This is a genomic window from Paracoccus sp. (in: a-proteobacteria) (assembly GCF_047973135.1).
Lineage (GTDB): Bacteria > Pseudomonadota > Alphaproteobacteria > Rhodobacterales > Rhodobacteraceae > Paracoccus.
Genome location: NZ_JBKEBL010000034.1, coordinates 30,859 through 56,958, shown reverse-complemented (window position 1 = coordinate 56,958; position 26,100 = coordinate 30,859). Strand labels below are relative to the sequence as shown.

Genomic DNA, 26,100 nt, shown 5'->3' with positions numbered 1-26,100 from the left:
GAACGGCGCTACAGCGCCGCCTTGCGGCTTTCGTCGATATAGATTTCGCGCAGCCGTGCCGCCACTTCGCCGACCTCGCCGGTGCCCACTGGCCTGCCATCAATCTCGACCACCGGCATGACAAAAGCCGAGGCCGAGGTGATGAACGCCTCGTCCGCCGCCTGCGCCTCTTCGATGCTGAAGGGGCGTTCCTCGACCGTCATCTGTGCCTCGCGGGCAAAGCGCAGCACTGCTGCGCGGGTAATGCCGTGCAGGATGTCATGGCTCAGGTCGCGGGTGATGATCACGCCGTTTCGCACGATATAGGCGTTGTTGGAACTGCCTTCCGTGACCATTCCTTCCTCGACCAGCCAGGCATCGTCGGCCCCGCGCGCCTTGGCCTCCATCTTGGCCATCGACGGATACAGCAACTGCACCGTCTTGATGTCGCGCCGCGCCCAACGCAGATCCTCGACGCTGGCGACCTTCCAGCCGGTTTTCGCCGCCGGCGCATCGGCCAGACCCGGCTTGGACTGCGTGAACATCACCACTGTCGGGCGCGTACCCTCGGGCGGATAGGCGAAATCACGGTCGCCCGGATTGCCGCGCGTGACCTGAAGGTAAATCAGCCCGTCGGTGATGCCGTTGCGCGCAACAAGCTGACGGAATGCCTCAAGATATTCGTCATCGGTCAGGGGGTTTTCCATGGCCAGCGCATCCAGCGACCGGGCCAGCCGGGCCAGATGGCCAGGGAAGTCCAGCAGCTTGCCATCCAGCACGCTTACCACCTCATAGACGGCATCGGCCATCAGAAAACCACGGTCGAAAACCGATACAGTTGCCTGATCCTCGGGCAGATAGTCACCGTTCACATAGACCGTCCGGGTCATCGCTTCGCCTCCGTTTGCGTCCTCAAGCCACGGTCCTGCGACGAAAGCGGGACTGCGTCAAGGCGAACAAGGCAGGTTGATGCCGCGCCGCAGAACAAACGCTTGAAGCCCGGCTGACCCTGCGCTAATTGAAACGCAATTAAATTTCGTCTGTGACCAAGGATACGCAATGAGCTTTCGCCTCCAGCCCCTGCCGCCTGCCCGACTGAACCGTTGCCAGTTGTTCGGGCCGGGTTCCCGCGCCGCCCTGTTCGAGAAGATGGCAAAATCGGATTCCGATGTCATCAATATCGACCTTGAGGATTCGGTCGCCCCCGATGACAAGGATCTGGCGCGGCGTCAGACCATTCAGGCGATCGGCGATGTCGATTGGGGCGACAAGACCCTGTCGGTGCGCATCAACGGGCTGGACACGCCGTTCTGGTATCGCGATGTGGTCGATCTGCTGGAACAGGCCTCGGAACGGCTGGATCTGATCATGATCCCAAAGGTGGGCAATGCCGCCGATATTTACGCCGTCGATGCGCTGGTCACGGCTGTCGAACGCGCAAAGGGACGCCAGAAAAGGCTGGGCTTCGAGGTGATCATCGAAAGCGCGGCGGGCATCACCCATGTCGAGGACATCGCCGCCGCCTCGCCCCGCCTTCAGGCCATGAGCCTTGGTGCCGCCGATTTTGCCGCCTCGATGGGCATGGCCACGACCGGAATCGGCGGAACGCAGGAAAATTACTACATGATCCGCGAGGGGCAGAAATACTGGCCCGATCCGTGGCACTGGGCGCAGACCGCCATCGTCGCCGCCTGCCGCACCCATGGCGTGCTGCCGGTTGATGGCCCGTTCGGCGATTTCAGCGACAAGGAAGGGTTCATGGCGCAGGCGCGGCGTTCTGCGACCTTGGGCATGGTCGGCAAATGGGCGATCCACCCCAGTCAGGTCGCACTGTCGAACGAGGTATTCTCGCCCTCGGATGCCGCCGTCACCGAGGCCCGCGAAATCCTTGCCGCCATGGAAGAGGCCAAGCGTTCCGGGGCCGGTGCGACGGTCTATAAGGGCCGTCTGGTCGATATTGCCTCAATCAAGCAAGCAGAAGTTATTGTGCGACAGGCCGAAATGATCAACAATAAGTGACCGCACACAAGCAGCCGCGGGCCAGTGGAGGGGGCCGCCGCTGCGATGTGGGAGGGGCAGGCCCCGTGGACCGCCGCGGGGCCTGTGATATTTTCAGGCCCTTGCGTCATGCGACCAGCATCAACGGCCTCAACCGCTTAGGCGATTTTCCTTGAATGCGCCGCCGCATATCCCTCGAAGGTGATATTGTCGGCAATGCGGCGTGCCTCGGCCTCTTGTTCCGGGCTTCGGACGGTCCAGCAGAGAATCGGAACCCCCTGCGATTTCAGCGCCGCGACACGGGGATTCGCCAGATCCGCCCGGTCATGCGAGATGAAACACGCCCCCGCCGCCTCGAAATCCGCGATACCGGCCATGCGGAGGCGGGTTTCCGCTTCCAGCCCCGGCCAGTCCCCGGCATCGAACCCGCAAGTGGTGATCCCCGCCGGAATCCGTGGCATCGCGCGATGAAACCCCCCAACCATATGCGGGTTGAAGGACATGACCGCCACCGGCCCGGCATAATGCGCCAAAGCCGTCGCGACCTTTTGGTGCAAATCGCCGATATTGCGGCCCAGACGGCCATCCTGATCCTTCAGTTCGATCAGCAGCGGCACCTTGCCGGCGACAAGGCGCAGCATCTCTGCCAGCGTCGGGATGCGCTGATCGCCGCCTGCAAGGCGCAGCTCTGCCAGATCGTCCCGGTCCAGATCGGCGATATACCCCTCGTCCCCGGTCATCCGCATCAGGTCGTAATCGTGAAACACCATCGGCACCCCGCCTGCTGCGGGCTGGATGTCGATCTCGATCCCGTAACCCGCATCAATCGCCGCCTGTGCGGCGGCAAGGCTGTTTTCGGGCACCACGCCGCCATGCAGCCCGCGATGTGCCAGCGGGATCCGGACAAAGCCGTCGGCCAGCGCGGCCATCACGCCACCTCGAAAACCGCCTCGATCTCGACCGCGACGCCAAGCGGCAGGGCCGGGGTCGAGACGGCGGCACGCGCATGCCGGCCTGCCTCGCCAAAGACCTGCACCATCAGGTCCGAGCAGCCGTTGATGACCTTGGGTTGATCGGTGAAATCAGGGGTCGAGGTTACAAAGCCGGTCAGCTTGACCACGCGCCGGACCCGGTCCAGCGATCCGGTCGCGGCGCGCAATTGTGCGATCAGGGCCAGCCCGCAGCGCCGCGCGGCGGCGGCGCCCTGTTCGACAGACATGTCTTCGCCCAGCCTGCCCCTGATCAGTCCGTTCTCATCGGCGCTGATCTGGCCCGAGACAAAGATCAGATTGCCACTTTGGACAAAGGGCACGTAATTCGCGGCGGGCGCGGGGGCGTCGGGAAGGGTGATGCCAAGTTCGGCAAGGGTCGCTTCGATGCTCATCTGGTCCTCGTGGCTGTCAGGCGGGGATTCGCCCGTCAGCCTAGCGCGGAGCGTGTCAGGCGACCAGCGCCTCGGCGCGTTTCAGATCGACGCTGACCAACTGGCTGACCCCCTGTTCCACCATGGTCACACCAAACAGCCGGTCCATCCGCGCCATCGTCACCGCGTGGTGAGTGATGATCAGAAAGCGCGTGTCGGTGCGGTTGGTCATCTCGTCCAGCAGATCGCAGAAACGGCTGACATTGGCATCGTCCAGCGGGGCGTCCACCTCGTCCAGAACGCAGATCGGCGCGGGATTGGCCAGAAACACCGCAAAGATCAGCGCCAGCGCCGTCAGCGTCTGTTCGCCCCCCGACAAAAGGCTGAGAGTGGACAGCTTCTTGCCCGGCGGCTGGCACATGATTTCCAGCCCCGCCTCCAGCGGATCATCGGATTCGACCAGCACCAGACGCGCCTCGCCGCCGCCGAACAGGCTGGTGAACAGGGTGGTGAAATTGGCGTTCACCGTGTCGAACGCGGCCAGCAACCTTTCGCGCCCCTCGCGGTTCAGGCTGTTGATCCCGGCGCGCAATTTGCGGATCGCCTCTTCCAGATCGGTCTTTTCGGCCTGAAGCCGGTCGCGTTCTTCCTCCAGTTCACGCTTGTCCTCGTCGGCGCGCAGGTTCACCGCCCCCAGCCCGTCGCGTTGGGTCCGCAGGCGGGCGATCTTGTCCTCCAGCGCGGCGGCGGGCGTGTCGGTGTCGGTGTCGCCCAGACTGTCCAGCAATGCCTCGGGCGAGCCTTCGGTTTCCTCGTGGATGCGGGCGCGGGCGACGGCTTCGCTGTCGCGGGCGGCCTCGGCGCGGGCCTCGCGGGCGGCGCGGGTCTCGCGCGCTTCGGATGCGGCGCGCTCGGCGTCGCGTTCGGCGTGGGCGGCGGCGCGGGCGGCATCGTCGGCGGCAGTCAGGGCGGCGCGGGCATCGGCCAGCCGGTCGCCCGCCTGCGCCTGGCGCCCGGCCAGATCGTCGCGCCGTTCCACCAGAAGCGCGGGCTGCGCCTCGGCCTGTTCCAGCTCATCCGCCGCCGCATCGCGCCGCGCCGCCAGCTCCGAGGCCCGCGCCCCGGCCTGCTGCAAGCGCAGTTTCCAGCCCGATTCCTCTTTGGTGATTTCCTGCAATCGCCTGACGCGGGCATTCCCCTCGCGGCGCAATTCGTCCAGCGCGGCACGGCGGGTCATGGTGGCGATACGTGCCGCCTCGACACCGGTGCGGGCATGTTCCACCGCCGCCGCCGCATCGCCGCGATCGGGCAGATCGGCCAGCGCGCGCGCGGCCTGCGTCAGCCTGCCCCGCGCATCGGCGGCATCGGCCTGATGGCGCGACAATTCGCTGCGGGCCGATTCGACGCGGCTGTTCGCCATCGCCAGATCGGATTCCGCCCGTGTTGCCGCCCGCGCCGCATCCGACAGCAGCCGTTCGGCCTCGCGCCGGGCATCGCGGGCAGATTTTTCCTGCCCCGAGGCATCTGCCAGCCGCGCCCGCGCCGCATCATGGCTGTCGATGGCGGCGGCGGCGCGGTCCTGCGCCTCGTGGGCCTGACCGGCAATCTCGTTCAACTGGTTGACCTTTTGCAGATGCAGCGCCGCCGATGACGACGCCTCGCCGGCCATGACCCGCATCCCGTCCCACCGGAACAGATCGCCCTCTGCCGTGACCAGCCGCTGACCGGGCTGCAGACCGGGCTGCATCGCCGCCCCCGCCGCCGCATCCGCCACCAGCCCGACCTGAGACAGCCGCCGCGACAGCGCATCGGGTGCCGTCACATGCGCCGCCAGCGGCGCGGCACCCGCAGGCAGCGGTTGCGGCGCGTCCCAGCCGGGCAGGTTGTGCCAGCCGCTTTCGCCATCCCCGGCCAGCCCGGCACGCAGATCGTCGCCAAGTGCCGCACCAAATGCGACCTCGAAACCCTTCGCGACCCGGACCTTGTCCAGGATCGCCCGGCCATCCGACTGGCCGCGTTCCACCAGCCGGCGCAGCGCCGCCATTTCGGCGGCCAAAGCCCCGGCCTCGCCCTCGGCCTCGGCGCGGGCGGCACGGGCGGCGGCTTCGGTGGTTTCGGCCTCGGCGCGCATGGCCTCGGTTCCGGCCAGAGCCTCCTCGGCGGCCTCTGCACGGTCGCGCGCGGCGTCCTGACCTGCTTCGGCGGCACGCAGCGCCGCCTCGGCGGCAGCGCCCGCGTCAGCCGCACGGGTGGCGTTGTCCTCTGCCTCGTGGCCTGCGCGTTCGGCCCGTTCCAGCATCGCACGCAGATCGCCGACCAGACGTTCCGCCGACTGGTGCCGTGCCGCCAGACGCGCCGATTCGTCGGTCAGTTCGGCCAGACGCGCCTCGACTTCGCGCAGCGCCTCGGCCGCCTCATGCGCGGTGTTTTCGGCAGTATCGACGCGGGCGTCATGACCCTTGCCCGCCTTTTCCAGTTCGGTCCTTTCCCAGTCCAGCCGCCCGACCACCTCGCCCGCGTCGCGGTTCAGCGCCTCTTCGCGTTCGATATCGCGGTCAAGCTGGGCGATCCGGGCGGCCAGCGCGCGCACCTGTTCCGCCGCCCGCGCCTCGGCTTCGTCCAGCGCCTCGCGCTCGACGACCAGCCGTGACAGGATCGCGGCGGCAACCTGTTCTTCCTCGCGCAGGGGCGGCAGGGCGGCATCTGCTGCCTCGCGCCGGTCGCTGGCCTGATGCGAGGCCGCACCAGCCTCGCCCGCCGCCTTCACCGCCTGCGCCAGCGCCCCGGCCGCCGCCAGCCGCGCCGCCTCGGCCTCGGACCAGCGGCGATACAGCAGCAACCCCTCGGCCAGCCGCAGGGCCGCGCCGATCTCGCGGTATTTCGCGGCTGCGCGGGCCTGACGGGCCAGACTGGCGGCCTGAGTAGACAACTGGTCCAGCGTGTCATCCACGCGGGTCAGGTTGCTTTCGGCCCCGTTCAGCTTCAGTTCGGCCTCGTGCCGCCGCTGATAGAGGCCCGAGATCCCCGCCGCCTCTTCCAGAATACGGCGGCGGCTTTTGGGTCTGGCATTGATCAGCTCGCTGATCTGTCCCTGCCGGACCAGCGCGGGCGAATGCGCCCCGGTCGAGGCGTCGGCGAACAACATCTGCACATCGCGCGCGCGCACATCCTTGGTGGCGATCTTGTAGGCGGACCCGGCGTCGCGGGTGATCCGGCGGACGATGTCGAAATGGTCGTCATCGTTGAACCCCGCAGGTGCCAGACGGTCGCGGTTATCGACGGTCAGCGTCACCTCGGCGTGGCCGCGCGCGGATCTGCGCGAGGTGCCTGCAAAGATAACATCCTCCATCCCGTCGCCGCGCATGGCGGTAGGGCGGTTTTCGCCCATGACCCAGCGCAGCGCCTCAAGCAGGTTGGACTTTCCGCAGCCATTCGGGCCGACCACACCGGTCAACCCCTCGCGGATTACCAGATCGGTGGGATCCACAAAGCTTTTAAAGCCATTCAGGCGAAGTCGGTCAAAACGCACAGGGGCCGTCCGTCATTGGGGCAATCTGCCCAAGTTTCAGCGCTGACGCCCCCCGAGTCAACCATAACCGCAACATCTGGGATGTTAAGGGCGGTTATCCACAAGATAAACGGGGCCACCACAAGGCTTTTGGTTGGAAAACGCCCGGCACCCTGCCCGCTTCACAGGGAAGTGACCAGCCCGGCGGCCCGCCATCGCGGTTTCACGCTATCATGGCCCAAAGCCGGAGACATGCCGATGAATATCAGGACCGCGCTCGCCGCCCTACTTCTCGCCTGCCTGCCGCTGCTGATCCCCGCCCCGTCCGAGGCGCAGGGCCGCAGGCTCAGCCATTGCATCGCCATCGCCGATGCCGGGCCGGGAATCGAATATCTGCACCGCGCTGCCTGGACCGACCCGGTTCCGGCCCGGTCGGTCAGGCTGCACTACATCGGGCATTCGATGTTCCTGATCCGCACCGAAAGCGACCTGACCATCGTGACCGATTACAACGGCAATCTGGGCGCGACGGCCTTCCGGCCCGATGTGGTGACGATGAATCACGCGCATTCAAGCCACTGGAGCGATGATGTCGAGGGAATCGACCATGTGCTGCGCGGCTGGTCCGCCGACCAGTTCGGTGTCGCCGCCGATCACCATGTGGAAATCGGCGATCTGCTGATCCGCAATGTTCCCACGATGATCCGCAGCTTTGGCGCGGTCGAGGAAAACGGAAACTCGATCTTCGTCTTCGAAACCGCCAATCTGTGTATCGCCCATCTGGGCCATCTGCATCACGAGCCAACAGATGCGCAATATGCCGCCCTTGGCCGGGTGGACGTGCTGATGGTTCCGGTGGATGGCCGCATGACCATGGATCTGGCCAGCATGGTCCGGGTGGTTGACCGGCTGAAAAGCTCGGTCGTGATCCCGATGCACTGGTTCTCGGCCCCTCGCCTCGACAGCTTTCTGTCCGCCATGTCCGACCATTTCCAGATCGCCCGGCCGGGCAGCAGCGAGGTTACGCTGACCCTGAACGACCTGCCCGACCGCCCCACCGTTCTGGTTCTTGACCCGCAGCCGCTGGTCGATTGAACCGGCCCCTGACGGGGAACGACCTGCCCGCCCCGAAAGCCGTTTGGCAGTTCCCGCCCGCGGTCGCTGCGCGCGCCCGGCGTTCATTTGCCGATGGTGACGGTGCCCTCCAGCAGGGCGCTTTCGAAATCGGTGATCAGCACCCGCAGCGCCAGGTTCCATTCTCCGGCCACGGGCAGCGTGACCGCTTCGACGTGCCACAGCCCGTCATCGCCGGGGCTTGCGGTCTTGCGGATCGGTTGCAGCAGGCCATCGGCGGGGGTCAGGGCGATCTCGACCGCGCGGGGGGTCAGCGTGCCGAAATCGCCATCCTGTATCGCGACGGAAATCGTCACCGGTCCGCTGCGCGCCGGGGTCACGGTGACATCGGCCATCGCCTTGCCGCTGTGGATATGCAGATGCGCGGGGGCGGCCATGGCGGTCAGCGCGCGGGGTGGCGGGGTCAGGCGGAAGGACGCGGCCAGCCCGAGGATCAACGCGGCCAAAACCATTTCAGCCATGATCGAGCGGGCAAGCGCGCCTCGGGCACCTGTCCGTCCGGCGGCAAGCACGGGGGTCAGCCACAGCCGGTTCAGCGCGGCCAGCATCAGCAGCCCCGCCACCAGCAGCAGTTTCGCCCCCAGAACCTTGCCGTAATCCGACGCGATCAGCGCCGCCGCATCGCCCGCCTGAAGCCAGACCAGCGCCGCCCCGCTGAGGATCAGCGCCGCGACCATGCCGATTGCCATGGCCGAGAACCGCCGCAACAGCAGCACGGCATCCGTGCGGCGCAGCGACAGCAGCAGCGGCGGCAGCGCGCCGGTCCAGAAGATCATCGCGGCGGCATGCAGCAGAACCGCCGCACCCGACAGCCAGCGCGGCGGGGCGGTAACGGCATGGCCCGAAGCGGCATAGGACAGCGCTGCCAGCAGCCATGCCAGCAGCGCCAGCCCGACATATGCGGGCGACCGCAGCGCCGTGAACGCCGCGATGGCCGCAAGCGCCGACAGCCCGGCGGTCCGCGCCGGGGGTGACACAGCCGCCGCCTGCCATGGCTGCGCCGTCAGTAACCCCGTCACCGGCAGACCTGTCAGGTCAAGCCCGTGGCATGCCAGAAACAGCGCGGAAAGCGGCAGGGCCGCAAGCGCGGCGGTCAGGCCCGCGCGGCGCATCTCGGGGGCGGGCCGTGTCCGGGCGATCAGCGCGGCATGAATCGCCACACCCACCGCCAGAACCAGCGACAGCGACAGCAGGAACCGGCTGGCCGCTGTCGCAAGGGCCGCCCCTGTTCCTGCCCCGGCCCCCGCCCCGACCGCCTGCGCCGAGGCCGCGCCCAGATGAAAGCCCTGCACGCCGCCGACCGGATGACCATCGCCCGAGACCACCCGCCATGACAACAGATAGGTTCCCTGTTCCACGCCGGCTGGCGGCTGAACGGTCAGCGTTTTGCCGCTGGCCTCGCCGACCGCATCCGCCGCACTGCCATCCGGGGCTATCCAGCGCAGGACCAGGGGCGAGATTTCCTCGGTGAAGGTCAGCACCACCGCCTTGGGCATGGTATCGACCACGGCTCCGTCGGCGGGATCGGCGGATTGCAATTGCGCATGGGCCAGCGCCTGAACCGGCAGCAGGGCAAGCAACAGAAGAGCAGCGATCAGGGCAAGGGGGCGCGAATGCGTCATGCTGGTTTCCCGGTTCGGCATATGGGACCGTGGCCCCGGTCAGGAACGGGCCGCCCCGGATCGCGGGGCGGCCCGGCGACGTCAGTTCCCTGCCGGTGCGGGGGCGACGACGGTGATCGAGGGCGCGGGCGATTCCAGGTCGCTGCGGGTCTGCCCCTCGGCCGGGATTTCGATCCAGCGCGCCGCGCCATTGGCGCATTCCTGAACCACGGGGATATAGACCGGTTCCCCCGCCGGAAGCTGGTCCGAAAAGACCGCGCGGAAGATGAATTCATCATACAGCCCGCTTGGCAACTCGCCCTCCCAGACGATTTCGCGGATGCCCTCGGTCAGGGTGGCGCCGCGATCCTCGTAGCTGTTTTCATAGGGGCCGGTGATTCCCTCGACCGTCCAGCCCGGATGCACGCCCGGCTGGACGCGGATCACGCCCTCGGGGATGGCGACGCGCAGGCGCAGCGTCGCCTCGTCTCCGCAGCCATGGCCGATGCGTACGGTCAGCTTGGTGCGCTGGCCCTGCACCGCCTCTTTCTGTTCGAATGTGGCATGGGCACTGGCCTGCGTGGCAAGCCCCAGACCAAGGGCGACTGCGGCAATCGTAACTGATTTCTTCATCTTCATGTCCTTTCAGGGATCGGGCATCATGCGTTGCGCCACAGCCGGGTGCCCGTCCGGCCATGGGTCTGCGAAAGCCGGATCGGCCAGAATGGCCTCATCCGTCAGGCTTTCGAGAAAGGCGATCAGATCGGCCCGCTGGTCGGGCGTGATCGTGAAACCGATGATCAGCGGATCACGATAGGGATTTCCGGACCCCTTGCCCGCATGGGGGCCATGGACGATCTCGCGCCCGCCAGCAGCGTAATGGTCAATGACCTCTGCCAGAGTCGCAATGGAACCGTCATGCATATAGGGCGCGGTCAGCGCCACGTTCCGCAGGCTGGGGGTGCGGAAACGGCCCATGTCGGCGGGCCTGCCCGAAAATTCGGCCAGCCCCTCGCCGCGCGGCGGATAGGCCCCGGTGCCGTCCAGATTGTAAAGCCCGGTATTATGCCAGGCGGTTTCGGCAAAGGGCATGCGCGCGGTTTGCAGATTGTCGGTGAACAGCGGCGCGGGGTGGCAGTGATAGCATTCCAGCCGGTGATCGAAGAACAGCGCCTGACCGCGCCGCGCCGCATCCGACATCGCCCCCCGGTCGCCACCATAGGTCGCGCGGTCATAGGCGCTGTCAAAGGCGGTCAGGCTGCGCTGAAAGGCTCCAAGCGCGCGGGTGACGGTGAACAGGTCGGGCGCGGGTCGGTCGGGAAATGCGGCCCGGAACGCGGTCTTGTAATACCGGTCCCCGGCCAGTTCGGCAAAGATCCGGTCCTCTTGCCCCGCCGCCCCCATTTCCAGCGGATCGGTGCCGAACATCGGGGTCAGAGCCTGAAATTCAAGCGAGGTGAAATGTGGATTGGCCCAGGTCAGCAGCGGCTGATAGCCGACATTGGTCAGGCCGGGCGAATTGCGGTGCCCGACCGTGCCCCCGATACCGATGCCCGTCTCGCGCCCGTCGGAAAAGGCCAGCGACTGCTGATGACACGAGGCACAGGCGACGGTGCCATCTGCGGACAGACGGGCATCATAGAACAGATGCCGGCCCAAATCGACCAGTTCGCGGGTCATCGGCGCATCCTCGGGCACGGGCGGCGGGGCCATCCATTCGGGAAGGGTCCAGACATGCGGTCGGGGCGCGGCAGACTGAAGAAGCCAGCGTCCCGCGATGATCAGCGCAACCGCTGCGGCAAGGATGGCGGCGACCGCCATCCCCCGCCCCGGCCGCGTCAGACGCAACATCGACATGCCGCTGCCTCAGCGCAGGGTCACAAGCTGCTGGTCCCCGGCCGGAAGGTCGTTGAACGGCAGCCCCAGTCGCGGCATGGCGGTGTCGCAATCGGAATCCTCGGGCGAGGACATGCAGCCCGCGCTGGTATCGGGCGCGTTCGTGGTCAGGTCGGCCCCGGCCACGACCGGCGCGGGGTCGATCACCACGCTGTTCGAGGCAGGATCAAAACCCGGCAGGCTGACGCTGACGACATTGGGATTGGCGCAGGCCTGCGCCGGGGCAACCGTCTTGTCGCTTGATGCGCAGCCGGTCGAGCCAAGATGCAGCGTCCAGCCCTTGCTGTCCGCCGCCATTCCGTCCGGCGCGAACTCGATCTTGATGAACTTGTAGCCCCCCTGCCAGTTCCAGAACATCCCCGTCAGGTTCAGCGGTGACGGCGCCAGCACCGGGTCCAGATGGTTCTGCGCGAAAGGCACGCCGATCCGGAACTCCAGCCCGGTATAGTCCCCCTCGGGCACTGTGCCGCGCAACGACTGGTTCATCTGCGGCGTGCCATTGACGCAAGAGGCGCTGCCGTCCTCGAAATCCAGCAGCGCGGTCTGCCCGACCTGCCAGACCCCATCCTGTTCCAGCGCCAGCGGAACCCGCGAACCGTCGCCGGCGATCAGCACCGGGTCCGAGACATACAGCCGATAGTCCAGCATCTGCGCGGTGGTCGCGGCGCTGCCAAGGTCGGGATAGGATTGCCCGCAGGCCAGCGGCTGGCCGGCGACTTCGGCGATAAAGGGGATTTCGACGCTGGTATCCGCAAAGGCGGGGGCAATCGTCGAGGCGGCGGCAATGGCCGCGATGGTCATGCGTTTCATGTGATCTCTCCAAATCCGGTCAGGTGCCCCGAAAGGGCAAATCCGTCCGCCCCTTGCGCGGGCGGGCCTGCATCAGATCAAAGAGGGCGGCCCCCGCGCCAGGGGCGCTTGCGCCAGAGCGGGGCCGAAATGCTGGCGCGGGGCACGATTCCAGACGATCCGCCGCTGATGCGTGGCACCGAACCACAGATCGGGCGCGGGCGGCAGCGCCATGGCCTTGACCAGATGGCAGGCGGGGCAATCGCGCCCCTGCCCCGGACCGCCGTTTTCCTGCCCCGGATCGCCGCAGAGGGCGGCGTCGGAAAATCCATAGACGAACATAGCCTGCTGCCGCGCCAGCGCGGTCGCCGAAACGGGGCGATGCGCCATCGGGATCAGCGCCACCGCAAGGGACAGCAGGGCCGACAGCAGCCATGCCGGTGCGGCGCGGCGCGCATTGGCGGGCGGCGTGGCAACGGTTTTCGGCTGTCTGTTCGAACGGACGCGCATGGAACCGGGACGGGCTGGCGGCATCCCGCAAAAGCGGAACGGGGTCTTGGGAAAGATAGTTCGGGGCCGGGCCGCCATGACCGGCGGCGCTGTGGCGGATCAGACGCGCGGAGGCCCGCGCAGCGGCGGCCTGCGATCCTCCGCCAGGGCCGCAACCACCTGCCCCGTTTCTGGCCACGCAGCCCTGTGCGGGGCAAGGACGGGCTGGCCGGGACCGGCAAAGGGCGCGGGCAGCACAAAGGCAACGACAAGCCGACACAGCGGACAGGCTGACCCCTGCCCGGTATCCTGCTCTGCCCCGCTGTCACACAGCGCAGAGCCATAAATCTGTTCGGCCTGCGCGCGCGCAAGTTCATCGCCCGAGGGCACCCGATGCCCGAACCCCGCCGCCACAAGAGCGAGGGTCAGAACAAGGACAAGCCCTTGCAGCAGGATATGCCGACGCTGTGCCATATCCGTGACCATGAGGTCAAACCACACAAATAGCAAGCGGCGCGGTGTCGCGCGGCCCGGACTTTACCCCGCCCGCCCCATGGCCTAAGCCGGATAAGGTAAAAAACCACGGAGGGCCCGTGATGGCCAATGACGCAAAACCCGCAGACCTGCCCATCATCGCACCGGGAACGGCGATTTGTGCCGATGGCGAACCGCCCGAGATCCTGCACGCCGCCGAACAGGTCTTTCACCACATCCTCGACCGCGTGAAACAGTTTCAGGCCGATCTGCCCGAAGATCACGAACTTGGGCTGTATCTGGCGGGCTTTGGCGGCGGACAGGCGCTGCATGTGCGGGGTATGGGCTACAAGAACCCGAATATCATCGAATTTTATGGCATGCTGGATGGCAACCGGCAGGTCGCGGTGATCCAGCACATCTCGCAGCTTAACTTCCTGCTGATCGCCGTGCCGCCCCCCGCCGACCAGCCGCCCTATCGCATCGGCTTTGGTGCCGAACTGTAGGATCAGCGCGGATTCACCGCCTCGACCGTCAGGCGCTGACGCAGGATCGCCTGATCCTCGCGGATCATGCCGGGGATCAGGAACAGGTCGATCACCATCCACACCGCCACAAGGCCAAGCGGCACCCAGCCAATCACGATCGGCGCTGTCAGCCAGCCAATGCCCCACAGCGCCAGCATGATCGCCCCGCTGAGATAGCGGCCCAGATAAAACCGATGCGCGCCACATCCCCACAGCAAAATCGCCAGCAGATAGGCGACAAAGGGCGATTTCGCCTCGTTCGTGACCCTTTGCTCGATCAAAAGCTGATGTCCGACATCCATCTGTCCGTGGCCCCCTGACCAATCCGGCGCGACATACGCCATCCCCTGAAGATAGGAACGCCGCGCTGCCTGACAAGAACAAGGCGACGCACGGCCCCTGCGATGATGGCGCGACCGGTTCCGCGGGGGTTAACCTTCGCCGTGGCTTTCGAGATCCGGCAGCCGGAGGGAAGGTTCAGCAAATGCTGGGGATAGTGCTGCACAGGGCGGGCACAGTGGCGGCACCGGATGTGCACAGGCTGTACACCGCCGGCCCGCGTTGCGCGACGTCGGCGGTGCGAATTTTGCGTCCCGCGGTGGCCGGGGGAGCTGCGCCCCCCGGACCCCCAGCCATGGCCTCCGGCGCGTGGGGTGTTTGTGGGCAGGTGGTGCTGCCACTCAGGTGTTGGTGCTTGGGGTGCTGGTACCGGTCTGCCGGGGGTCTGGCCTGCCATCCGCAGACCGCAGCGCGCGCCGAAGGCGCGCCTCCGGCCGGGCGGCAGCGCGCGGTTCGGGCTTTGCCCGGACCGCCCCCCCCTCTCCGCCTGTGCAACGCTTGCCCGGTCGGATGTTTGCGGCCCGGAAGGACCTGCGCCTTGTGGCAGAACCGGTTCAGGTCGCGCATTCCAGCGACTTGAACGATACGGCCAGGCTGTCTGGATTGCGGACGGATCGTCTGACGCTCTGGCTGAAGCTCTTGGTCGGGTGGATGATGCCCCAACCGGTTTTCGAGAATGTCGTTCGGCGGGCAGAGTGGCTGTCGGCGGGCAGAGTGGCTGTCGGCGGGCAGAGCCGGGCCATTCCGGCCTTGGTGCTTGGGTTGCAGGTTCCGGTCTGCCGGGTGTCTGACCCGCCATCCGCAGACCGAAGCGCGCGCCGAAGGCGCGCCCCCGGCCGGGCGGCAGCGCGCGGTTCGGGCTTTGCCCGGACCGCACCCCCCTTTCAGCCACAGCGGCGCCTGCCGTCATTGTTGCTGCGGGCTGATGCCGGCGTTTTGCCCGTTATGACCCAAGCTTCGGCCTGCACCCGTGATCGGAATCCGGGACTGACAAAAACCGCGGGTGTCTGGCGGATGATGCCCTACCAATCGCCGCCGCCATGGGTTAGGAACCCGGCAACACGACACGACGGGTGCGATATGAAATTCACGCTTTCCTGGCTCAAGGAGCATCTCGATACCTCGGCGACGCTGGCGCAGATCACCGAGGCACTGACCGATCTGGGGCTTGAGGTCGAAGAGGTTGCCGATCCGGCCTCGCGGCTCAAGGCCTTTACGCTGGCGCGCATCGCGCATGCCGAACAGCATCCCGATGCCGACCGGCTGCGGGTTTGCCGCGTGCTGACGGATGAGGGCGAAAAGCAGATCGTTTGCGGCGCGCCCAATGCCCGCGCCGGAATCACCGTCGTGCTGGCCAAGCCGGGCGATTACGTGCCGGGCATCGACGTGACATTGGGGGTCGGCAAGATTCGCGGTGTCGAAAGCCACGGCATGATGGCCTCGGAACGAGAGCTGGAGCTGTCTGACGAACATGACGGCATCATCGAACTGCCCTCGGGCGAGGTCGGGCAGACATTCGTGGACTGGCTGGCCGCGAATGCGCCCGAAAAGATCGACCCGATGATCCATATCAAGATCACCCCAAACCGCCCCGACGCCCTTGGCGTGCGCGGCATCGCCCGCGATCTTGCGGCGCGCGGGCTGGGGACGCTGAAACCCCTGCGCGACGCGACGATCGAGGCAAGCTTTCCCTGCCCGGTCAATGTGACCATCGACCCCGAGATCGCGCCGAAAGTGCCCTTCTTCAGCGGGCGCGTGGTGCGCGGCGTCAGGAACGGTCCCAGCCCCGCCTGGCTGCAAAAACGCCTGCGCGCCATCGGGCTGCGCCCCATCAATGCACTGGTCGATATCACCAACTTTTTCACCTATGACCTGAACAGACCGCTGCATGTCTTTGATGTTGCAAAGATTCATGGCAATCTGACCCTGCGTTCCGCCCGCGCCGGAGAAGAGATCGTCGCGCTGGACGACAAGACCTACGCCATGCCCGAAGGCGCGGCGGTGATCTGTGACGAGAACGGCCCGGAAAGCATTGCGGGTGTGATGGGGGGCGCGGCCTCGGGATCACAGGATGACACCACCGAAGTCTTTATCGAAGCCGCCTATTTCGACCCGATCAGCACAGCCGCGACCGGACGCGCGCTGAAGATCAATTCTGATGCGCGCTATCGTTTTGAACGTGGAATCGACCCGAATTTTACGCTTCATGGCCTTGATCTGGCGACACAAATGGTCGTTGATCTTTGCGGCGGACAGGCCTCTGGCGTCGTGACGGCGGGTGCCTTGCCCGACAACAGCCGTGCATATCGGCTGGACCCGGCCCGCACCGCCAGCCTTGTGGGTCTCGACATTCCCGCATCCACGCAGCGCGCCACGCTGGAGGCGTTGGGCTTTCGGATCGAGGGGGACATGGCGCATGTGCCCTCGTGGCGGCCCGATGTTCTGGGCGAGGCCGATCTGGTCGAGGAAATCGCCCGCATCGCCAGCCTGACGGGCTTGCAGGGCAAGCCCCTGCCGCGCCCGCATCCTGGCGTGCCGAAACCGATCCTGACGCCGCTGCAAATCCGCGAAAGCGCCGCCCGTCGGCAGGCGGCGGCGCTGGGTTACAATGAATGCGTGACCTACAGCTTTATCGACGAGGCTGCGGCCCGGCTGTTCGGCGGTGGCGGGGATGCCCTGCGCGTCGAGAACCCGATCAGCAGCGAAATGACCCATCTGCGCCCCGACCTGCTGCCCGGCCTTCTGGCGGCGGCGGCGCGGAATCAGGCGCGCGGGCAATCCGATCTGGCGCTGTTCGAGATCGGGCCGGTCTTTGCCGGGGCCGAGCCGGGCGAGCAGGCGACGCAACTGACCGCACTGCTGGTTGGCGCAACCGCGCCGCGCGACCCGTTCGGCAGCCGCCGCAAGGTCGATCTGTATGACGCCAGGGCCGATGCCGAGGCCGTGCTGGCCGCCATCGGTGCGCCCGCCCGCTCCCAGATCAACCGCAAGCTGGACGGCTGGTGGCATCCCGGCCGGGCGGGAAATATCGCGCTTGGGCCGAATGTGCTGGCCAGCTTTGGCGAAATTCACCCCCGCGTGCTGCGCGATCTGGACGTCAGGGGCCCCGCCGTCGGCTTTACCATCCGCATAGCGAATGTGCCTTTTCCAAAAGCCAAAACCTCGGCCCGTCCGACGCTGGAACTGGCCGGACTACAGGCTGTGGAACGCGATTTCGCCTTTGTCGTCGCCCCCGATATCGAGGCCATGACCCTGGTCAATGCCGCCGCAGGGGCCGACAAGGCGCTGATCGAGCGGGTGACGGTTTTTGACCAGTTCACCGGGCTGGAAGGCGGGCAGAAATCCATCGCCATCACCGCGCGCCTGCAACCGCGCGACAAGACCCTGACCGATGCCGAGATCGAGGCCGTCAGCCAGAAGATCATCGACAAGGTACAGAAGGCCACGGGCGGCACGCTGCGCGCCTGACCGGGGCCGCGGCGCTGCGGCAAGGCGGCTGTCACCGGCAGCCGGACTGCCGCCGCATTTTCGCGCGTTGCAACGCAGCGCCGGGCAGGCTAACAACTGCCCCAATCCAAGACGCGAGGCTTTCATGTCATCCCCCCTCCGCCTGGGCATTGCCGGGCTTGGCACCGTCGGCATCGGTGTTGTCAAGATCGTCCAGAAACATGCCGAACTGCTGGCCGCCCGGTCCGGCCGCTCTGTCGCGATCACCGCCGTCAGCGCGCGGGATCAACGCAAGAACCGCGATGCGGATCTGTCCGCCTATCGCTGGGAAGGCGATCCGATGGCACTGGCGACGGCCAGTGACGTGGATGTCTATGTCGAACTGATCGGCGGCGATAACGGCATTGCCCGAGACAGCATTGAGGCCGCGCTGCGCGCCGGCAAGGATGTCGTGACAGCCAACAAGGCGCTGCTGGCCGTGCATGGGCAGGAACTGGCTGAACTGGCCGAAGGGTTGGGCCGCGTGATCCGCTTTGAGGCGGCGGTGGCGGGCGGCATTCCGGTCATCAAGGCGATGACGGAATCGCTGGCCGGGAACGACATCACCCGCGTCATGGGCGTGATGAACGGCACCTGCAACTATATCCTGACCCGGATGGAAAGCGCCGGCCTGTCCTATGAGACGGTGTTCGAAGAGGCGCGGCAACTGGGCTATCTGGAGGCCGACCCGACGCTGGATGTGGGCGGCATCGATGCCAGTCACAAGCTGGCGATCCTGTCATCGATCGCCTTTGGCACGCGCGTCGATTTCGGCGCGGTCGAGATCGAGGGGATCGAGCGGATCGGCATCGACGACATCCGCCGCGCCTCGGACATGGGCTATCGCATCAAGCTGCTGGGCGTCGCGCAGATGACGCCGCGCGGGCTGGAACAGCGCATGTCGCCCTGCCTCGTACCCGCCGACAGCCCGCTGGGGCATCTGGTCGGCGGCACCCATATGGTCGTGATCGAGGGCGTCAGCGTCGGCCAGATCGTGCTGCGCGGCGCGGGCGCAGGCGAAGGCCCGACCGCAAGCGCCGTCATGTCCGACATTGTCGAGGTCGCGCGCGGCATCCGCTTGCCGGTATTCGGCCAGCCCGCTTCTGCGTTGCGTGCCGCTCAGCCTGCCCGCACCGCCGTGCCCGCCGCCTATTACATGAGGCTGGAATTGCAGGACAAGCCGGGCGCGCTGGCCAAGGTGGCCTCGGTTCTGGGCGATTCCGGCATTTCCATCGACCGGATGCGCCAATACGGCCACCCCAGCGACAGCAGCGTCCCGGTGCTGGTCGTCACCCACAAGACCACGCCCGACGCGATCGACTATGCCATCGAGGCGCTGCCGCGCACCGGCGTGCTGGTTGGCGCCCCTGTGGAATTGCGGATAGAAGAGGTCTGACCCCCTTTCCACCCGATACGAGGCAATGGCAACGAATGGATATTCTGGACAGGATCAGGGCCTATAAACTGGATGAGATCGCCTCCGCCAAGGCCGTGCGTCCCCTTGCCGATGTCGAGGCCGCCGCCCGCAGCGCCGCCGCTCCGCGCGGATTTGCCCGCGCGCTGGCGGACAAGGCCGCGCAAGGCCCGGCGCTGATCGCCGAAATCAAGAAAGCCAGCCCCTCCAAAGGGCTGATCCGCGCCGATTTCGACCCGCCCACGCTGGCCCGCGCCTATCAGGCGGGCGGAGCGGCCTGCCTGTCGGTTCTGACTGACGCGCCCAGCTTTCAGGGCGCCCCGGAGTTTCTGACCGCCGCGCGCGATGCTTGCGACCTGCCCGCGCTGCGCAAGGATTTTCTTTACGACACCTATCAGGTCGCCGAGGCCCGCGCCTGGGGGGCCGATTGCATCCTGATCATCATGGCCAGCGTCGATGACACGCTTGCATCCGAGCTTGAGGATGCCGCCCGGCATTGGGGCATGGATGCCCTGATCGAGGTGCATAACGCCACGGAACTGGACCGCGCGCTGCGCCTGAAATCATCCCTGATCGGAATAAATAACCGCAATCTCAAGACCTTTGAACTAAGTCTTGATGTAACGCGCGAACTTGCGCCCCACATCCCCGATGACCGCGATATCGTCTGCGAAAGCGGGCTGTTCACGCCTGCCGACCTTGCCGCGATGATGCAGGTCGGCGCGCGCCGGTTCCTGATCGGCGAAAGCCTGATGCGGCAGGCCGACGTGACCGCCGCCACCCGCACCATCCTGAACCTGCCGGAGGGGGCATGAGCCTGACGCATTTCGACAGCGCCGGTCAGGCGCATATGGTCGATGTGTCCGGCAAGCCGGAAACCATGCGCGAGGCGCGGGCCGAGGGCTGTGTCATCATGTCGCCCGCGACACTTGCTCTGGCGCAGGGCGGGGCGGCCAAGGGCGATGTGCTGGCGGTGGCGCGGCTGGCCGGAATCATGGGGGCAAAGCGCACCGGAGATCTGATCCCGCTGTGCCATCCACTGCCCATCGCCAAGGTCTCGCTGGACCTGGCGCCAGAGCCGGACCTGCCCGGCATTCGCGTGACCGCCACGGTTCGCACCACTGGCCGCACCGGTGTCGAGATGGAGGCTCTGACCGCCGTTTCGATCGCCTGTCTGACCATCTATGACATGCTGAAGGCGGCTGAAAAATCGATGCACATCGAGGGGATTCGACTGCTGCATAAAACCGGCGGAAAATCAGGAACCTATGAGGCAAATCCATGATTTCGGTTGAAGAAGCGCGGGCATTGGTTCTGGGGCTGGCAGGCCCGGCGCGGGGCGAGGCCGTCACGCTGGACACGGCGGCGGGGCGCGCCTTGCTGGAACCGGCGGTATCGCGCATGACCCAGCCGCCTTTCGCCTCGGCCGCAATGGACGGCTATGCCTGGCGCAGCGCCGATGCGGGCCAGCGGCTGCGGGTGATCGGCGAAGCCGCAGCCGGGCATCCCTGGCGGGGCGAGGCGGCCCCCGGCACCGCCATCCGTATTTTTACCGGAGCAGCCGTTCCCGATGGCTATGACCGCGTCGAGATGCAGGAAAATACCGAACGGCAAGGCGACTGGCTGGTGATGACCGCCCCGTCGGACGGCACGCATATCCGCCCGCGCGGAGGCGATTTCGCCGAAGGGGATCGGCTTGAGGCCCGGCGCATCCTGTCGCCCGCCGATATCGGCCTGCTGGCCGCGATGAATGTGCCGCAGGTGACGGTGGCCCTTCGGCCGCGTGTCGCCGTTCTGGCCAGCGGGGACGAGCTGGTCCTGCCCGGCGACACCCCCGCCGAAGGTCAGATCATCAGCTCGAACGATCTTGCCATCGCCGCCCTTGCCCGCGCCGCCGGGGCCGAGGCCACCATCCTGCCGATTGCCCGCGACACCACGGACAGCCTGCGCGACAGCTTTCGTCGCGCGCAAGATTTCGACATGCTTGTGACCATCGGCGGCGCCTCGGTCGGCGATCACGATCTGGTTGGCGGGGTGGCGCAGGCGATGGGCATGCAGCGCGCCTTTCACAAGATCGCCATGCGCCCCGGCAAGCCGCTGATGGCCGGACGGATCGGCACGGCCGCGATGATTGGCCTTCCTGGAAATCCAGTTTCTGCAATTACTTGTGCGATTTTATTTATGCAACCTCTGATCCGGCGGATGATGGGCCTTTCGGGCGATCTGCCGCAGCGTAGCGCCCGGCTGGCCACCCCGCTTGGCGTCGAGGGCAACCGCCAGCACTATCTGCGCGCAAGGCTGGCCAGGGGCGAGGATCTGCCGCTGATCACGCCTTTCGACAATCAGGATTCTTCGCTGCTGTCGGTGCTGTCGCAAGCCGATGCGCTGCTGATCCGCCCGCCCTTCGATCCGGCGCGCGAACCCGGCGGGATCGTCGAATACCTGCCGCTTGACCTGCTAACGGTTAACCCGATTTTTACCTCGATCTGTTCTGCTGATTGACGCGATTCTGGCGATGCGCTAGAACATTCAAAGAACACTGCGCAGGCAAGGGACGGACCAATGCTGACCAAAAAGCAGATTCAATTGCTGGAATTCATAAGGACGCGGATGGCACGCGACGGTGTCCCCCCGTCTTTCGACGAGATGAAAGATGCGCTTGATTTGCGCTCGAAATCCGGGATTCATCGGCTGGTCAAGGCGCTTGAGGAACGCGGCTTCATCCGCCGCCTGCCCCATCGCGCCCGCGCACTGGAAATCGTGCGCCTGCCCGAGGCGCTGACCCATACCACCGAAGAACCGCAGGCTTCCGGGTTTTCGCCCAGGGTCATATCGAACAATCGCCCCCCGCAGCCGCGTGGCGCGATGGGCGTGGTTGACAGCGGCTCGACCGAACTGCCGCTGATGGGCCGCATCGCCGCCGGCGTCCCGATCGAGGCGATTTCCGAGGTGTCCCATCACGTCGCGGTTCCCAGCAGTATGCTGTCGGGCCGTGAACGGCATTACGCGCTTGAGGTCAAGGGCGACTCCATGATCGAGGCCGGGATCAATGATGGCGATGTCGTGGTCATCCGCGAACAGGACAGCGCCGACAATGGCGACATCATCGTGGCGCTGGTCGAAGGGCATGAGGCGACGCTGTAGCGCTATCGTCGGCGCGGTGCAATGATCGCGCTTGAGGCCGCGAATCCCGCCTATGAAACCCGCATCCTGCCCGAGGCGTCGGTCAGGGTGCAGGGGCGTCTGGTCGGGTTGATCCGCAGCTATTGAACGCGGTCAGAGATGGTCGAAGAAACCGGGGCCTGCCTTGCCCAGCAATTCCTCGGCCAGATCGCGACCCATTGCTGCGCCGTCGCCCGCGCGGCCTTCGCGCTGTCCGGCATGCGATTGCGCACCATCTGGCCGCAGGATCTGGCCGCGCAGCACCAGTCGGTCGTCACGAAACTCGGCATGGCCTGCGATCGGCGTCTGGCAAGATCCGTCCAGCCGGGCCAGAAAGGCGCGCTCGGCCGCGATGCGCAGGCCGGTTTCGGGATGGCTGATCGCCGCCAGCAAGGCCGCGCAACGCCCGTCCGCAGCGCGCCGCTCGACCCCGATGGCACCTTGCGCGACGGCGGGCAGCATCTCGTCGGGATCAATGGGGTTGCGGGCAATCTGCGGCAGGTTCAGCCGCCGCAACCCCGCCATTGCCAGAAAGGTCGCCACCGCAACACCGGAGTCCAGCTTGTGCAGCCGCGTCTGAACATTGCCCCTGAACTCGACCAGCCGCAGATCGGGACGGCGATGGGCCAGTTGCGCCCGCCGTCGCAGGCTGGACGATCCGACCACCGCGCCCTGCGGCAATTCCGCGATGCCAGCATGATGCGGGCTGACAAAGGCGTCACGCGGATCCTCGCGCGGCAGCAGGCAATCGATGATCAGACCGTCGGGCTGCACGGTCGGCATGTCTTTCATCGAATGCACGGCGATGTCGATCTGCCCGCCCGCAAGCGCCTCTTCGATTTCTTTCGTGAACAGCCCTTTGCCGCCGATTTCCTTCAGCGGGCGGTCGGTCACGCGGTCGCCGGTCGTGCTGATGACGACGATCTCGAACGCATCGGGCGGCAGGTCATGAGCCGCCATCAGCCGGTCGCGCGTCTCATGCGCCTGCGCCAGCGCCAGGGCCGAGCCGCGCGTGCCGATCTTCAACGGAAAAGAGGGGTCTGGCATCTGTGTCATTCCCCTCGCATAGCGGCCCGGCCCACGCTTGACAACGCCCCCCTGCTTGTCCTTATGAGGCGCCAGGAGGCCATATGACCAAACTTCTGCTGCGTGCCCTGGCGGGCGAAACGCTGCCCGTGCCGCCGATCTGGATGATGCGTCAGGCCGGGCGCTATCTGCCCGAATATCGCGCCACCCGCGCGCAGGCCGGTGATTTCCTGGCGCTGTGCTATACGCCTGATCTGGCCGCAGAGGTGACGTTGCAGCCGATCCGCCGCTTTGGTTTCGACGCGGCAATCCTGTTCGCCGATATTCTGCTGGTGCCGCAGGCCCTTGGGGCCGATTTGTGGTTCGTCACCGGCGAGGGGCCGCGCCTTTCCACGATTACCGGCGCGGCGGGTGTCACGGCGCTGAAACCGGCGGACGATATTCACGACAGGCTTGCCCCGGTTTACGAAACGGTGCGCATCCTCGCCCGCGAATTGCCGCGCGAGACCGCGCTGATCGGCTTTGCCGGCGCGCCCTGGACGGTGGCGACCTATATGATCGCGGGGCGGGGCACGCCCGATCAGGGGCCGGCCCATGCCTTCAAGGCTGCGGACCGGGCGGCGTTCACCGCGCTGATCGACCGCATCACCGAGGCCACGATCCTGTATCTGTCGGCGCAGATCGAGGCCGGGGCCGAGGTCGTCAAGCTGTTCGACAGTTGGGCAGGCAGCCTGACGGGTGCGGATTTCGACGATTTCGCGATTACCCCCGTCCGCCGGATCATCGCCGCGCTGAAGGCCCGCCACCCCGGCATACCGGTCATCGCCTTCCCGCGCGAAGCCGGGCCGCGCTATATCCGCTTTGCCCGCGCGACGGGGGCCGATTGCGTGGCGCTGGATAATTCAGTCAGTGCGGAAAGGGCCGCGACGCATGTGCAGCCGGATGGCAGCGTGCAGGGCAACATGGCCCCGCGGCATATGGTCACGGGTGGCCCCGATCTGGCGGCCGAGGCGCAGCGGATCACCCGCGCCTTTCGCGGCGGGCCGCATATCTTCAACCTTGGCCACGGGATCACCCCGGACGCCGATCCCGACAATGTCGCCCGGATGATCGAGGCGGTGCGCAACGCATGATCTGGGTTCTGGCCACGCTGATCGCCGCGGCCGCCCAGACCGGGCGGAACGCTGCACAGGCCGGGCTGACCGGACGGATCGGCACCATCGGCGCGACTGCGGTGCGGTTCTTTTTCGGCCTTCCCTTCGCGCTGCTGCTGCTGATCGCGATGTCGTCCCTTGTGGCCCTTCCCATGCCCGACGCGCGGGTTCTGGGTTTTGCCATCGTGGGCGGCGGGGCGCAGATCGCGGCGACGGCCTTCATGCTGCTGACCATGCGCGGGCAGAATTTCGGCGTGGCCACGGCGCTGATGAAGACCGAACCCGTGACCATCGCCCTGATCAGCATGCTGGCCCTGTCGGAACCTCTGGGAACGGGTCGGCTGACCGCAATCGCGGTGGCGACGCTTGGCGTGGTCATCGCCTCGGGCGCAGAATGGACGCGGGCCAGCATGCGCCCGGTGATCACGGGAATCACGGCGGGCGGGCTGTTCGGCCTGTCGGCCATCGGCTTTCGCGGTGCGTTGCTGGCCCTGCCCGATGGCGGCTTCTTCATCCGCGCCCTGACCGTTCTGACCCTGTCGCTGGCGATGCAATCGCTGGTCATGTTGATCTGGCTGGCCGTGGCCGACCGCGCGGCGCTGCGCGGCATCCGGGCGGAATGGCGCGTTTCGGTGGGCGCAGGGGCGCTTGGGGCGCTGGCCTCGCTGTTCTGGTTCATCGGCTTTGCCGTCACCTCGGCCGCGAATGTCCGCACGCTGGCCCTGATCGAGGTGGTTTTTGCACAGATCGTATCCGGCAAGGTGTTTCGCGAAGCAACCGGGCGGCTGCAACTGGCCGGGATGGCCCTGATTGTGCTGGGTGTGGGCTGGCTGCTGGCGATTACCGTCTGACCGCGCGGGCCGCGATCAGACCCATTTCGCCAGCGGCGGCAGGCTCATCAGCACGGCATCCGCATCATGCCCGGTTTCCAGCCCGAATTTCGTGCCCCGGTCATAGACAAGGTTGTATTCGGCATAAAGCCCACGATGGATCAGTTGCGTGTCCTTGTCGGCCCCGGTCCAGTTCCGGGTCATGCGGCGTTCGGCCAGCGGCAGGAAGGCGGGCAGGAAGGCCTGCCCCACAGCCCTGGTAAACGCAAAATCGGCATCCCAGTTGCCAGTGTTCAGGTCGTCAAAGAAGATGCCGCCGACGCCGCGCGCCCGGCCCCGATGGGGAATGAAGAAATATTCATCCGCCCATGCCTTGAACCGGTCATAGTAATCGGCCCCGTGGGCTGCGCAGGCGCGGCGCAGCGTATCGTGGAAATGCGCGGTATCTTCTGCATATTCGATACAGGGATTCAGATCCGCACCGCCGCCGAACCACCATGCGCCGGGGGTCCAGAACATGCGCGTATTCATGTGGACGGCGGGCGCGTGGGGGTTCGGCATATGGGCGACAAGGCTGATGCCGCTGGCCCAAAAGCGCGGGTCACGGTCCAGCCCCGGCACGCCGCGGGCGGCCATCGCCGCTTGCGCCTTCGGGGATAGCTGGCCGTGAACCTCGGACCAGTTCACGCCGACCTTTTCGAACACCCGGCCCCCCCGCATGACGGACATCACTCCGCCGCCGCCATCCTGGGCGCGCGTGGTCGGCGTCACCTCGAACCGTCCGGCGGGGCCGGTGCCCGGCCCGCGATCCTCCAGCGCCTCGAAGGCGGCGGTGATGCGGTCGCGCAGATCGCGGAACCAGTCGGCGGCGGTGCGGCGTTGATCGTCCATCCTGACCTCAAACGTGAATTGCCAAGCTATCGCCCTGGCA

The 26,100-nt window shown here is 66.6% G+C and carries 23 protein-coding genes and 1 pseudogene; 11 read left to right on the top strand and 13 right to left on the bottom strand.

Annotated elements, in window-relative coordinates; all coding sequences use genetic code 11:
- Positions 1-8: 8 nt before the first annotated feature.
- Positions 9-869 carry a D-amino-acid transaminase gene (locus tag ACK5L9_RS03340; protein WP_416910031.1) on the bottom strand — a complete coding sequence of 287 codons (861 nt, stop codon included), beginning with the start codon at positions 867-869 and terminating at the stop codon, positions 9-11.
- Between the two features lie 169 nt (positions 870-1,038).
- Here ACK5L9_RS03340 and ACK5L9_RS03335 point away from each other — a divergent pair, with 169 nt between their 5' ends.
- The gene (locus ACK5L9_RS03335; RefSeq protein WP_416910030.1) at positions 1,039-1,998 is read left to right on the top strand and encodes an L-malyl-CoA/beta-methylmalyl-CoA lyase; all 960 of its coding nucleotides are present in this window, start codon (positions 1,039-1,041) and stop codon (positions 1,996-1,998) included.
- A gap of 137 nt (positions 1,999-2,135) precedes the next feature.
- On the opposite strand, the gene ACK5L9_RS03330 is transcribed toward ACK5L9_RS03335, so the two are convergent.
- From ACK5L9_RS03330 to ACK5L9_RS03320, 3 genes are read right to left on the bottom strand one after another with little or no spacing between them, the layout of a single operon-like run.
- Positions 2,136-2,906, bottom strand: a complete 771-nt coding sequence (locus tag ACK5L9_RS03330; protein WP_416910029.1) for a glycerophosphodiester phosphodiesterase family protein — start codon at positions 2,904-2,906, stop codon at positions 2,136-2,138.
- The gene (locus ACK5L9_RS03325) at positions 2,906-3,361 is read right to left on the bottom strand and encodes a RidA family protein (protein WP_416910028.1); all 456 of its coding nucleotides are present in this window, start codon (positions 3,359-3,361) and stop codon (positions 2,906-2,908) included. Before ACK5L9_RS03325 ends, ACK5L9_RS03330 begins: the two co-directional genes overlap by 1 nt.
- A 55-nt stretch (positions 3,362-3,416) precedes the next feature.
- The gene (locus ACK5L9_RS03320; RefSeq protein ID WP_416910027.1) at positions 3,417-6,869 is read right to left on the bottom strand and encodes an AAA family ATPase; all 3,453 of its coding nucleotides are present in this window, start codon (positions 6,867-6,869) and stop codon (positions 3,417-3,419) included.
- Positions 6,870-7,106: 237 nt separating this feature from the next.
- On the opposite strand from ACK5L9_RS03320, the gene ACK5L9_RS03315 reads away from it, so the two are divergent.
- Positions 7,107-7,943: an MBL fold metallo-hydrolase gene (locus ACK5L9_RS03315; RefSeq protein WP_416910026.1), complete on the top strand. Its 837-nt coding sequence runs from the start codon at positions 7,107-7,109 to the stop codon at positions 7,941-7,943.
- Positions 7,944-8,026: 83 nt separating this feature from the next.
- Here ACK5L9_RS03315 and ACK5L9_RS03310 read toward each other — a convergent pair whose 3' ends face one another.
- The 6 genes from ACK5L9_RS03310 to ACK5L9_RS03285 all read right to left on the bottom strand — a co-directional run bounded on the left by ACK5L9_RS03310 (position 8,027) and on the right by ACK5L9_RS03285 (position 13,231).
- The gene (locus ACK5L9_RS03310; RefSeq protein ID WP_416910025.1) at positions 8,027-9,604 is read right to left on the bottom strand and encodes a CopD family protein; all 1,578 of its coding nucleotides are present in this window, start codon (positions 9,602-9,604) and stop codon (positions 8,027-8,029) included.
- Between the two features lie 81 nt (positions 9,605-9,685).
- Positions 9,686-10,216, bottom strand: a complete 531-nt coding sequence (locus tag ACK5L9_RS03305) for a YcnI family protein (protein WP_416910024.1) — start codon at positions 10,214-10,216, stop codon at positions 9,686-9,688.
- A 12-nt stretch (positions 10,217-10,228) separates the two neighbouring features.
- A complete protein-coding gene (locus ACK5L9_RS03300) occupies positions 10,229-11,440 on the bottom strand; it encodes an MbnH family di-heme enzyme (protein ID WP_416910023.1) in 1,212 nt (403 codons plus the stop codon).
- A gap of 9 nt (positions 11,441-11,449) precedes the next feature.
- The gene (locus ACK5L9_RS03295) at positions 11,450-12,289 is read right to left on the bottom strand and encodes an MbnP family copper-binding protein (RefSeq protein WP_416910022.1); all 840 of its coding nucleotides are present in this window, start codon (positions 12,287-12,289) and stop codon (positions 11,450-11,452) included.
- Between the two features lie 72 nt (positions 12,290-12,361).
- On the bottom strand, positions 12,362-12,778 hold the full coding sequence (locus tag ACK5L9_RS03290) for a hypothetical protein (RefSeq protein WP_416910021.1): 417 nt from the start codon (positions 12,776-12,778) through the stop codon (positions 12,362-12,364).
- Positions 12,779-12,877: 99 nt separating this feature from the next.
- Positions 12,878-13,231 carry a hypothetical protein gene (locus ACK5L9_RS03285; RefSeq protein ID WP_416910020.1) on the bottom strand — a complete coding sequence of 118 codons (354 nt, stop codon included), beginning with the start codon at positions 13,229-13,231 and terminating at the stop codon, positions 12,878-12,880.
- 122 nt (positions 13,232-13,353) lie between these two features.
- Here ACK5L9_RS03285 and ACK5L9_RS03280 point away from each other — a divergent pair, with 122 nt between their 5' ends.
- Positions 13,354-13,737 carry a DUF6173 family protein gene (locus ACK5L9_RS03280; protein WP_416910019.1) on the top strand — a complete coding sequence of 128 codons (384 nt, stop codon included), beginning with the start codon at positions 13,354-13,356 and terminating at the stop codon, positions 13,735-13,737.
- Positions 13,738-13,739: 2 nt separating this feature from the next.
- Here ACK5L9_RS03280 and ACK5L9_RS03275 read toward each other — a convergent pair whose 3' ends face one another.
- Complete coding sequence (locus ACK5L9_RS03275) at positions 13,740-14,060, bottom strand: TM2 domain-containing protein (RefSeq protein ID WP_416910018.1); 321 nt, start codon at positions 14,058-14,060, stop codon at positions 13,740-13,742.
- Positions 14,061-15,177: 1,117 nt separating this feature from the next.
- Here ACK5L9_RS03275 and pheT point away from each other — a divergent pair.
- From pheT to lexA, 6 genes and pseudogenes are all read left to right on the top strand, one after another.
- Complete coding sequence (gene pheT / locus ACK5L9_RS03270; RefSeq protein WP_416910017.1) at positions 15,178-17,565, top strand: phenylalanine--tRNA ligase subunit beta; 2,388 nt, start codon at positions 15,178-15,180, stop codon at positions 17,563-17,565.
- Between the two features lie 124 nt (positions 17,566-17,689).
- Positions 17,690-18,979: a homoserine dehydrogenase gene (locus ACK5L9_RS03265; RefSeq protein WP_416910016.1), complete on the top strand. Its 1,290-nt coding sequence runs from the start codon at positions 17,690-17,692 to the stop codon at positions 18,977-18,979.
- A gap of 35 nt (positions 18,980-19,014) precedes the next feature.
- Positions 19,015-19,812, top strand: a complete 798-nt coding sequence (trpC, locus tag ACK5L9_RS03260) for an indole-3-glycerol phosphate synthase TrpC (RefSeq protein ID WP_416910015.1) — start codon at positions 19,015-19,017, stop codon at positions 19,810-19,812.
- The gene (moaC, locus tag ACK5L9_RS03255; protein ID WP_416910014.1) at positions 19,809-20,282 is read left to right on the top strand and encodes a cyclic pyranopterin monophosphate synthase MoaC; all 474 of its coding nucleotides are present in this window, start codon (positions 19,809-19,811) and stop codon (positions 20,280-20,282) included. The genes trpC and moaC overlap by 4 nt, the downstream gene beginning before the upstream one ends.
- Positions 20,279-21,499, top strand: a complete 1,221-nt coding sequence (gene glp, locus ACK5L9_RS03250; RefSeq protein ID WP_416910013.1) for a gephyrin-like molybdotransferase Glp — start codon at positions 20,279-20,281, stop codon at positions 21,497-21,499. Before moaC ends, glp begins: the two co-directional genes overlap by 4 nt.
- A gap of 60 nt (positions 21,500-21,559) precedes the next feature.
- Positions 21,560-22,267, top strand: a pseudogene (gene lexA / locus ACK5L9_RS03245) (transcriptional repressor LexA).
- Between the two features lie 6 nt (positions 22,268-22,273).
- Here the strand turns inward: lexA and hemC are convergent.
- Positions 22,274-23,215 (bottom strand): hydroxymethylbilane synthase, encoded by a 942-nt coding sequence (gene hemC, locus ACK5L9_RS03240; RefSeq protein WP_416910012.1) that lies wholly within the window; start codon positions 23,213-23,215, stop codon positions 22,274-22,276.
- A 74-nt stretch (positions 23,216-23,289) separates the two neighbouring features.
- Between hemC and hemE the strand changes: the two genes are divergently transcribed.
- Both hemE and ACK5L9_RS03230 read left to right on the top strand, forming a co-directional pair.
- Complete coding sequence (hemE, locus tag ACK5L9_RS03235) at positions 23,290-24,318, top strand: uroporphyrinogen decarboxylase (protein ID WP_416910011.1); 1,029 nt, start codon at positions 23,290-23,292, stop codon at positions 24,316-24,318.
- Complete coding sequence (locus tag ACK5L9_RS03230; protein WP_416910010.1) at positions 24,315-25,190, top strand: EamA/RhaT family transporter; 876 nt, start codon at positions 24,315-24,317, stop codon at positions 25,188-25,190. Before hemE ends, ACK5L9_RS03230 begins: the two co-directional genes overlap by 4 nt.
- Before the next feature lie 15 nt (positions 25,191-25,205).
- Here ACK5L9_RS03230 and hemF read toward each other — a convergent pair whose 3' ends face one another.
- Positions 25,206-26,060, bottom strand: coding sequence for an oxygen-dependent coproporphyrinogen oxidase (gene hemF / locus ACK5L9_RS03225; RefSeq protein ID WP_416910009.1), 855 nt, complete (start codon positions 26,058-26,060; stop codon positions 25,206-25,208).
- Positions 26,061-26,100: the final 40 nt, after the last annotated feature.

What these genes read in the sequence shown, in the direction of transcription:
- ACK5L9_RS03265 (WP_416910016.1), top strand. Translation starts at nt 17,690, where the DNA reads ATGTCATCCCCCCTCCGCCTGGGCATTGCCGGGCTTGGCACCGTCGGC.
- ACK5L9_RS03295 (WP_416910022.1), bottom strand. Translation starts at nt 12,289, where the DNA reads ATGAAACGCATGACCATCGCGGCCATTGCCGCCGCCTCGACGATTGCC.
- moaC (WP_416910014.1), top strand. Translation starts at nt 19,809, where the DNA reads ATGAGCCTGACGCATTTCGACAGCGCCGGTCAGGCGCATATGGTCGAT.
- hemE (WP_416910011.1), top strand. Translation starts at nt 23,290, where the DNA reads ATGACCAAACTTCTGCTGCGTGCCCTGGCGGGCGAAACGCTGCCCGTG.
- ACK5L9_RS03300 (WP_416910023.1), bottom strand. Translation starts at nt 11,440, where the DNA reads ATGTCGATGTTGCGTCTGACGCGGCCGGGGCGGGGGATGGCGGTCGCC.
- ACK5L9_RS03230 (WP_416910010.1), top strand. Translation starts at nt 24,315, where the DNA reads ATGATCTGGGTTCTGGCCACGCTGATCGCCGCGGCCGCCCAGACCGGG.
- ACK5L9_RS03335 (WP_416910030.1), top strand. Translation starts at nt 1,039, where the DNA reads ATGAGCTTTCGCCTCCAGCCCCTGCCGCCTGCCCGACTGAACCGTTGC.
- hemF (WP_416910009.1), bottom strand. Translation starts at nt 26,060, where the DNA reads ATGGACGATCAACGCCGCACCGCCGCCGACTGGTTCCGCGATCTGCGC.
- glp (WP_416910013.1), top strand. Translation starts at nt 20,279, where the DNA reads ATGATTTCGGTTGAAGAAGCGCGGGCATTGGTTCTGGGGCTGGCAGGC.
- ACK5L9_RS03280 (WP_416910019.1), top strand. Translation starts at nt 13,354, where the DNA reads ATGGCCAATGACGCAAAACCCGCAGACCTGCCCATCATCGCACCGGGA.
- hemC (WP_416910012.1), bottom strand. Translation starts at nt 23,215, where the DNA reads ATGACACAGATGCCAGACCCCTCTTTTCCGTTGAAGATCGGCACGCGC.
- ACK5L9_RS03330 (WP_416910029.1), bottom strand. Translation starts at nt 2,906, where the DNA reads ATGGCCGCGCTGGCCGACGGCTTTGTCCGGATCCCGCTGGCACATCGC.
- ACK5L9_RS03325 (WP_416910028.1), bottom strand. Translation starts at nt 3,361, where the DNA reads ATGAGCATCGAAGCGACCCTTGCCGAACTTGGCATCACCCTTCCCGAC.
- pheT (WP_416910017.1), top strand. Translation starts at nt 15,178, where the DNA reads ATGAAATTCACGCTTTCCTGGCTCAAGGAGCATCTCGATACCTCGGCG.
- ACK5L9_RS03305 (WP_416910024.1), bottom strand. Translation starts at nt 10,216, where the DNA reads ATGAAGAAATCAGTTACGATTGCCGCAGTCGCCCTTGGTCTGGGGCTT.
- ACK5L9_RS03340 (WP_416910031.1), bottom strand. Translation starts at nt 869, where the DNA reads ATGACCCGGACGGTCTATGTGAACGGTGACTATCTGCCCGAGGATCAG.
- ACK5L9_RS03290 (WP_416910021.1), bottom strand. Translation starts at nt 12,778, where the DNA reads ATGCGCGTCCGTTCGAACAGACAGCCGAAAACCGTTGCCACGCCGCCC.
- trpC (WP_416910015.1), top strand. Translation starts at nt 19,015, where the DNA reads ATGGATATTCTGGACAGGATCAGGGCCTATAAACTGGATGAGATCGCC.
- ACK5L9_RS03285 (WP_416910020.1), bottom strand. Translation starts at nt 13,231, where the DNA reads ATGGCACAGCGTCGGCATATCCTGCTGCAAGGGCTTGTCCTTGTTCTG.
- ACK5L9_RS03275 (WP_416910018.1), bottom strand. Translation starts at nt 14,060, where the DNA reads ATGGATGTCGGACATCAGCTTTTGATCGAGCAAAGGGTCACGAACGAG.
- ACK5L9_RS03315 (WP_416910026.1), top strand. Translation starts at nt 7,107, where the DNA reads ATGAATATCAGGACCGCGCTCGCCGCCCTACTTCTCGCCTGCCTGCCG.
- ACK5L9_RS03310 (WP_416910025.1), bottom strand. Translation starts at nt 9,604, where the DNA reads ATGACGCATTCGCGCCCCCTTGCCCTGATCGCTGCTCTTCTGTTGCTT.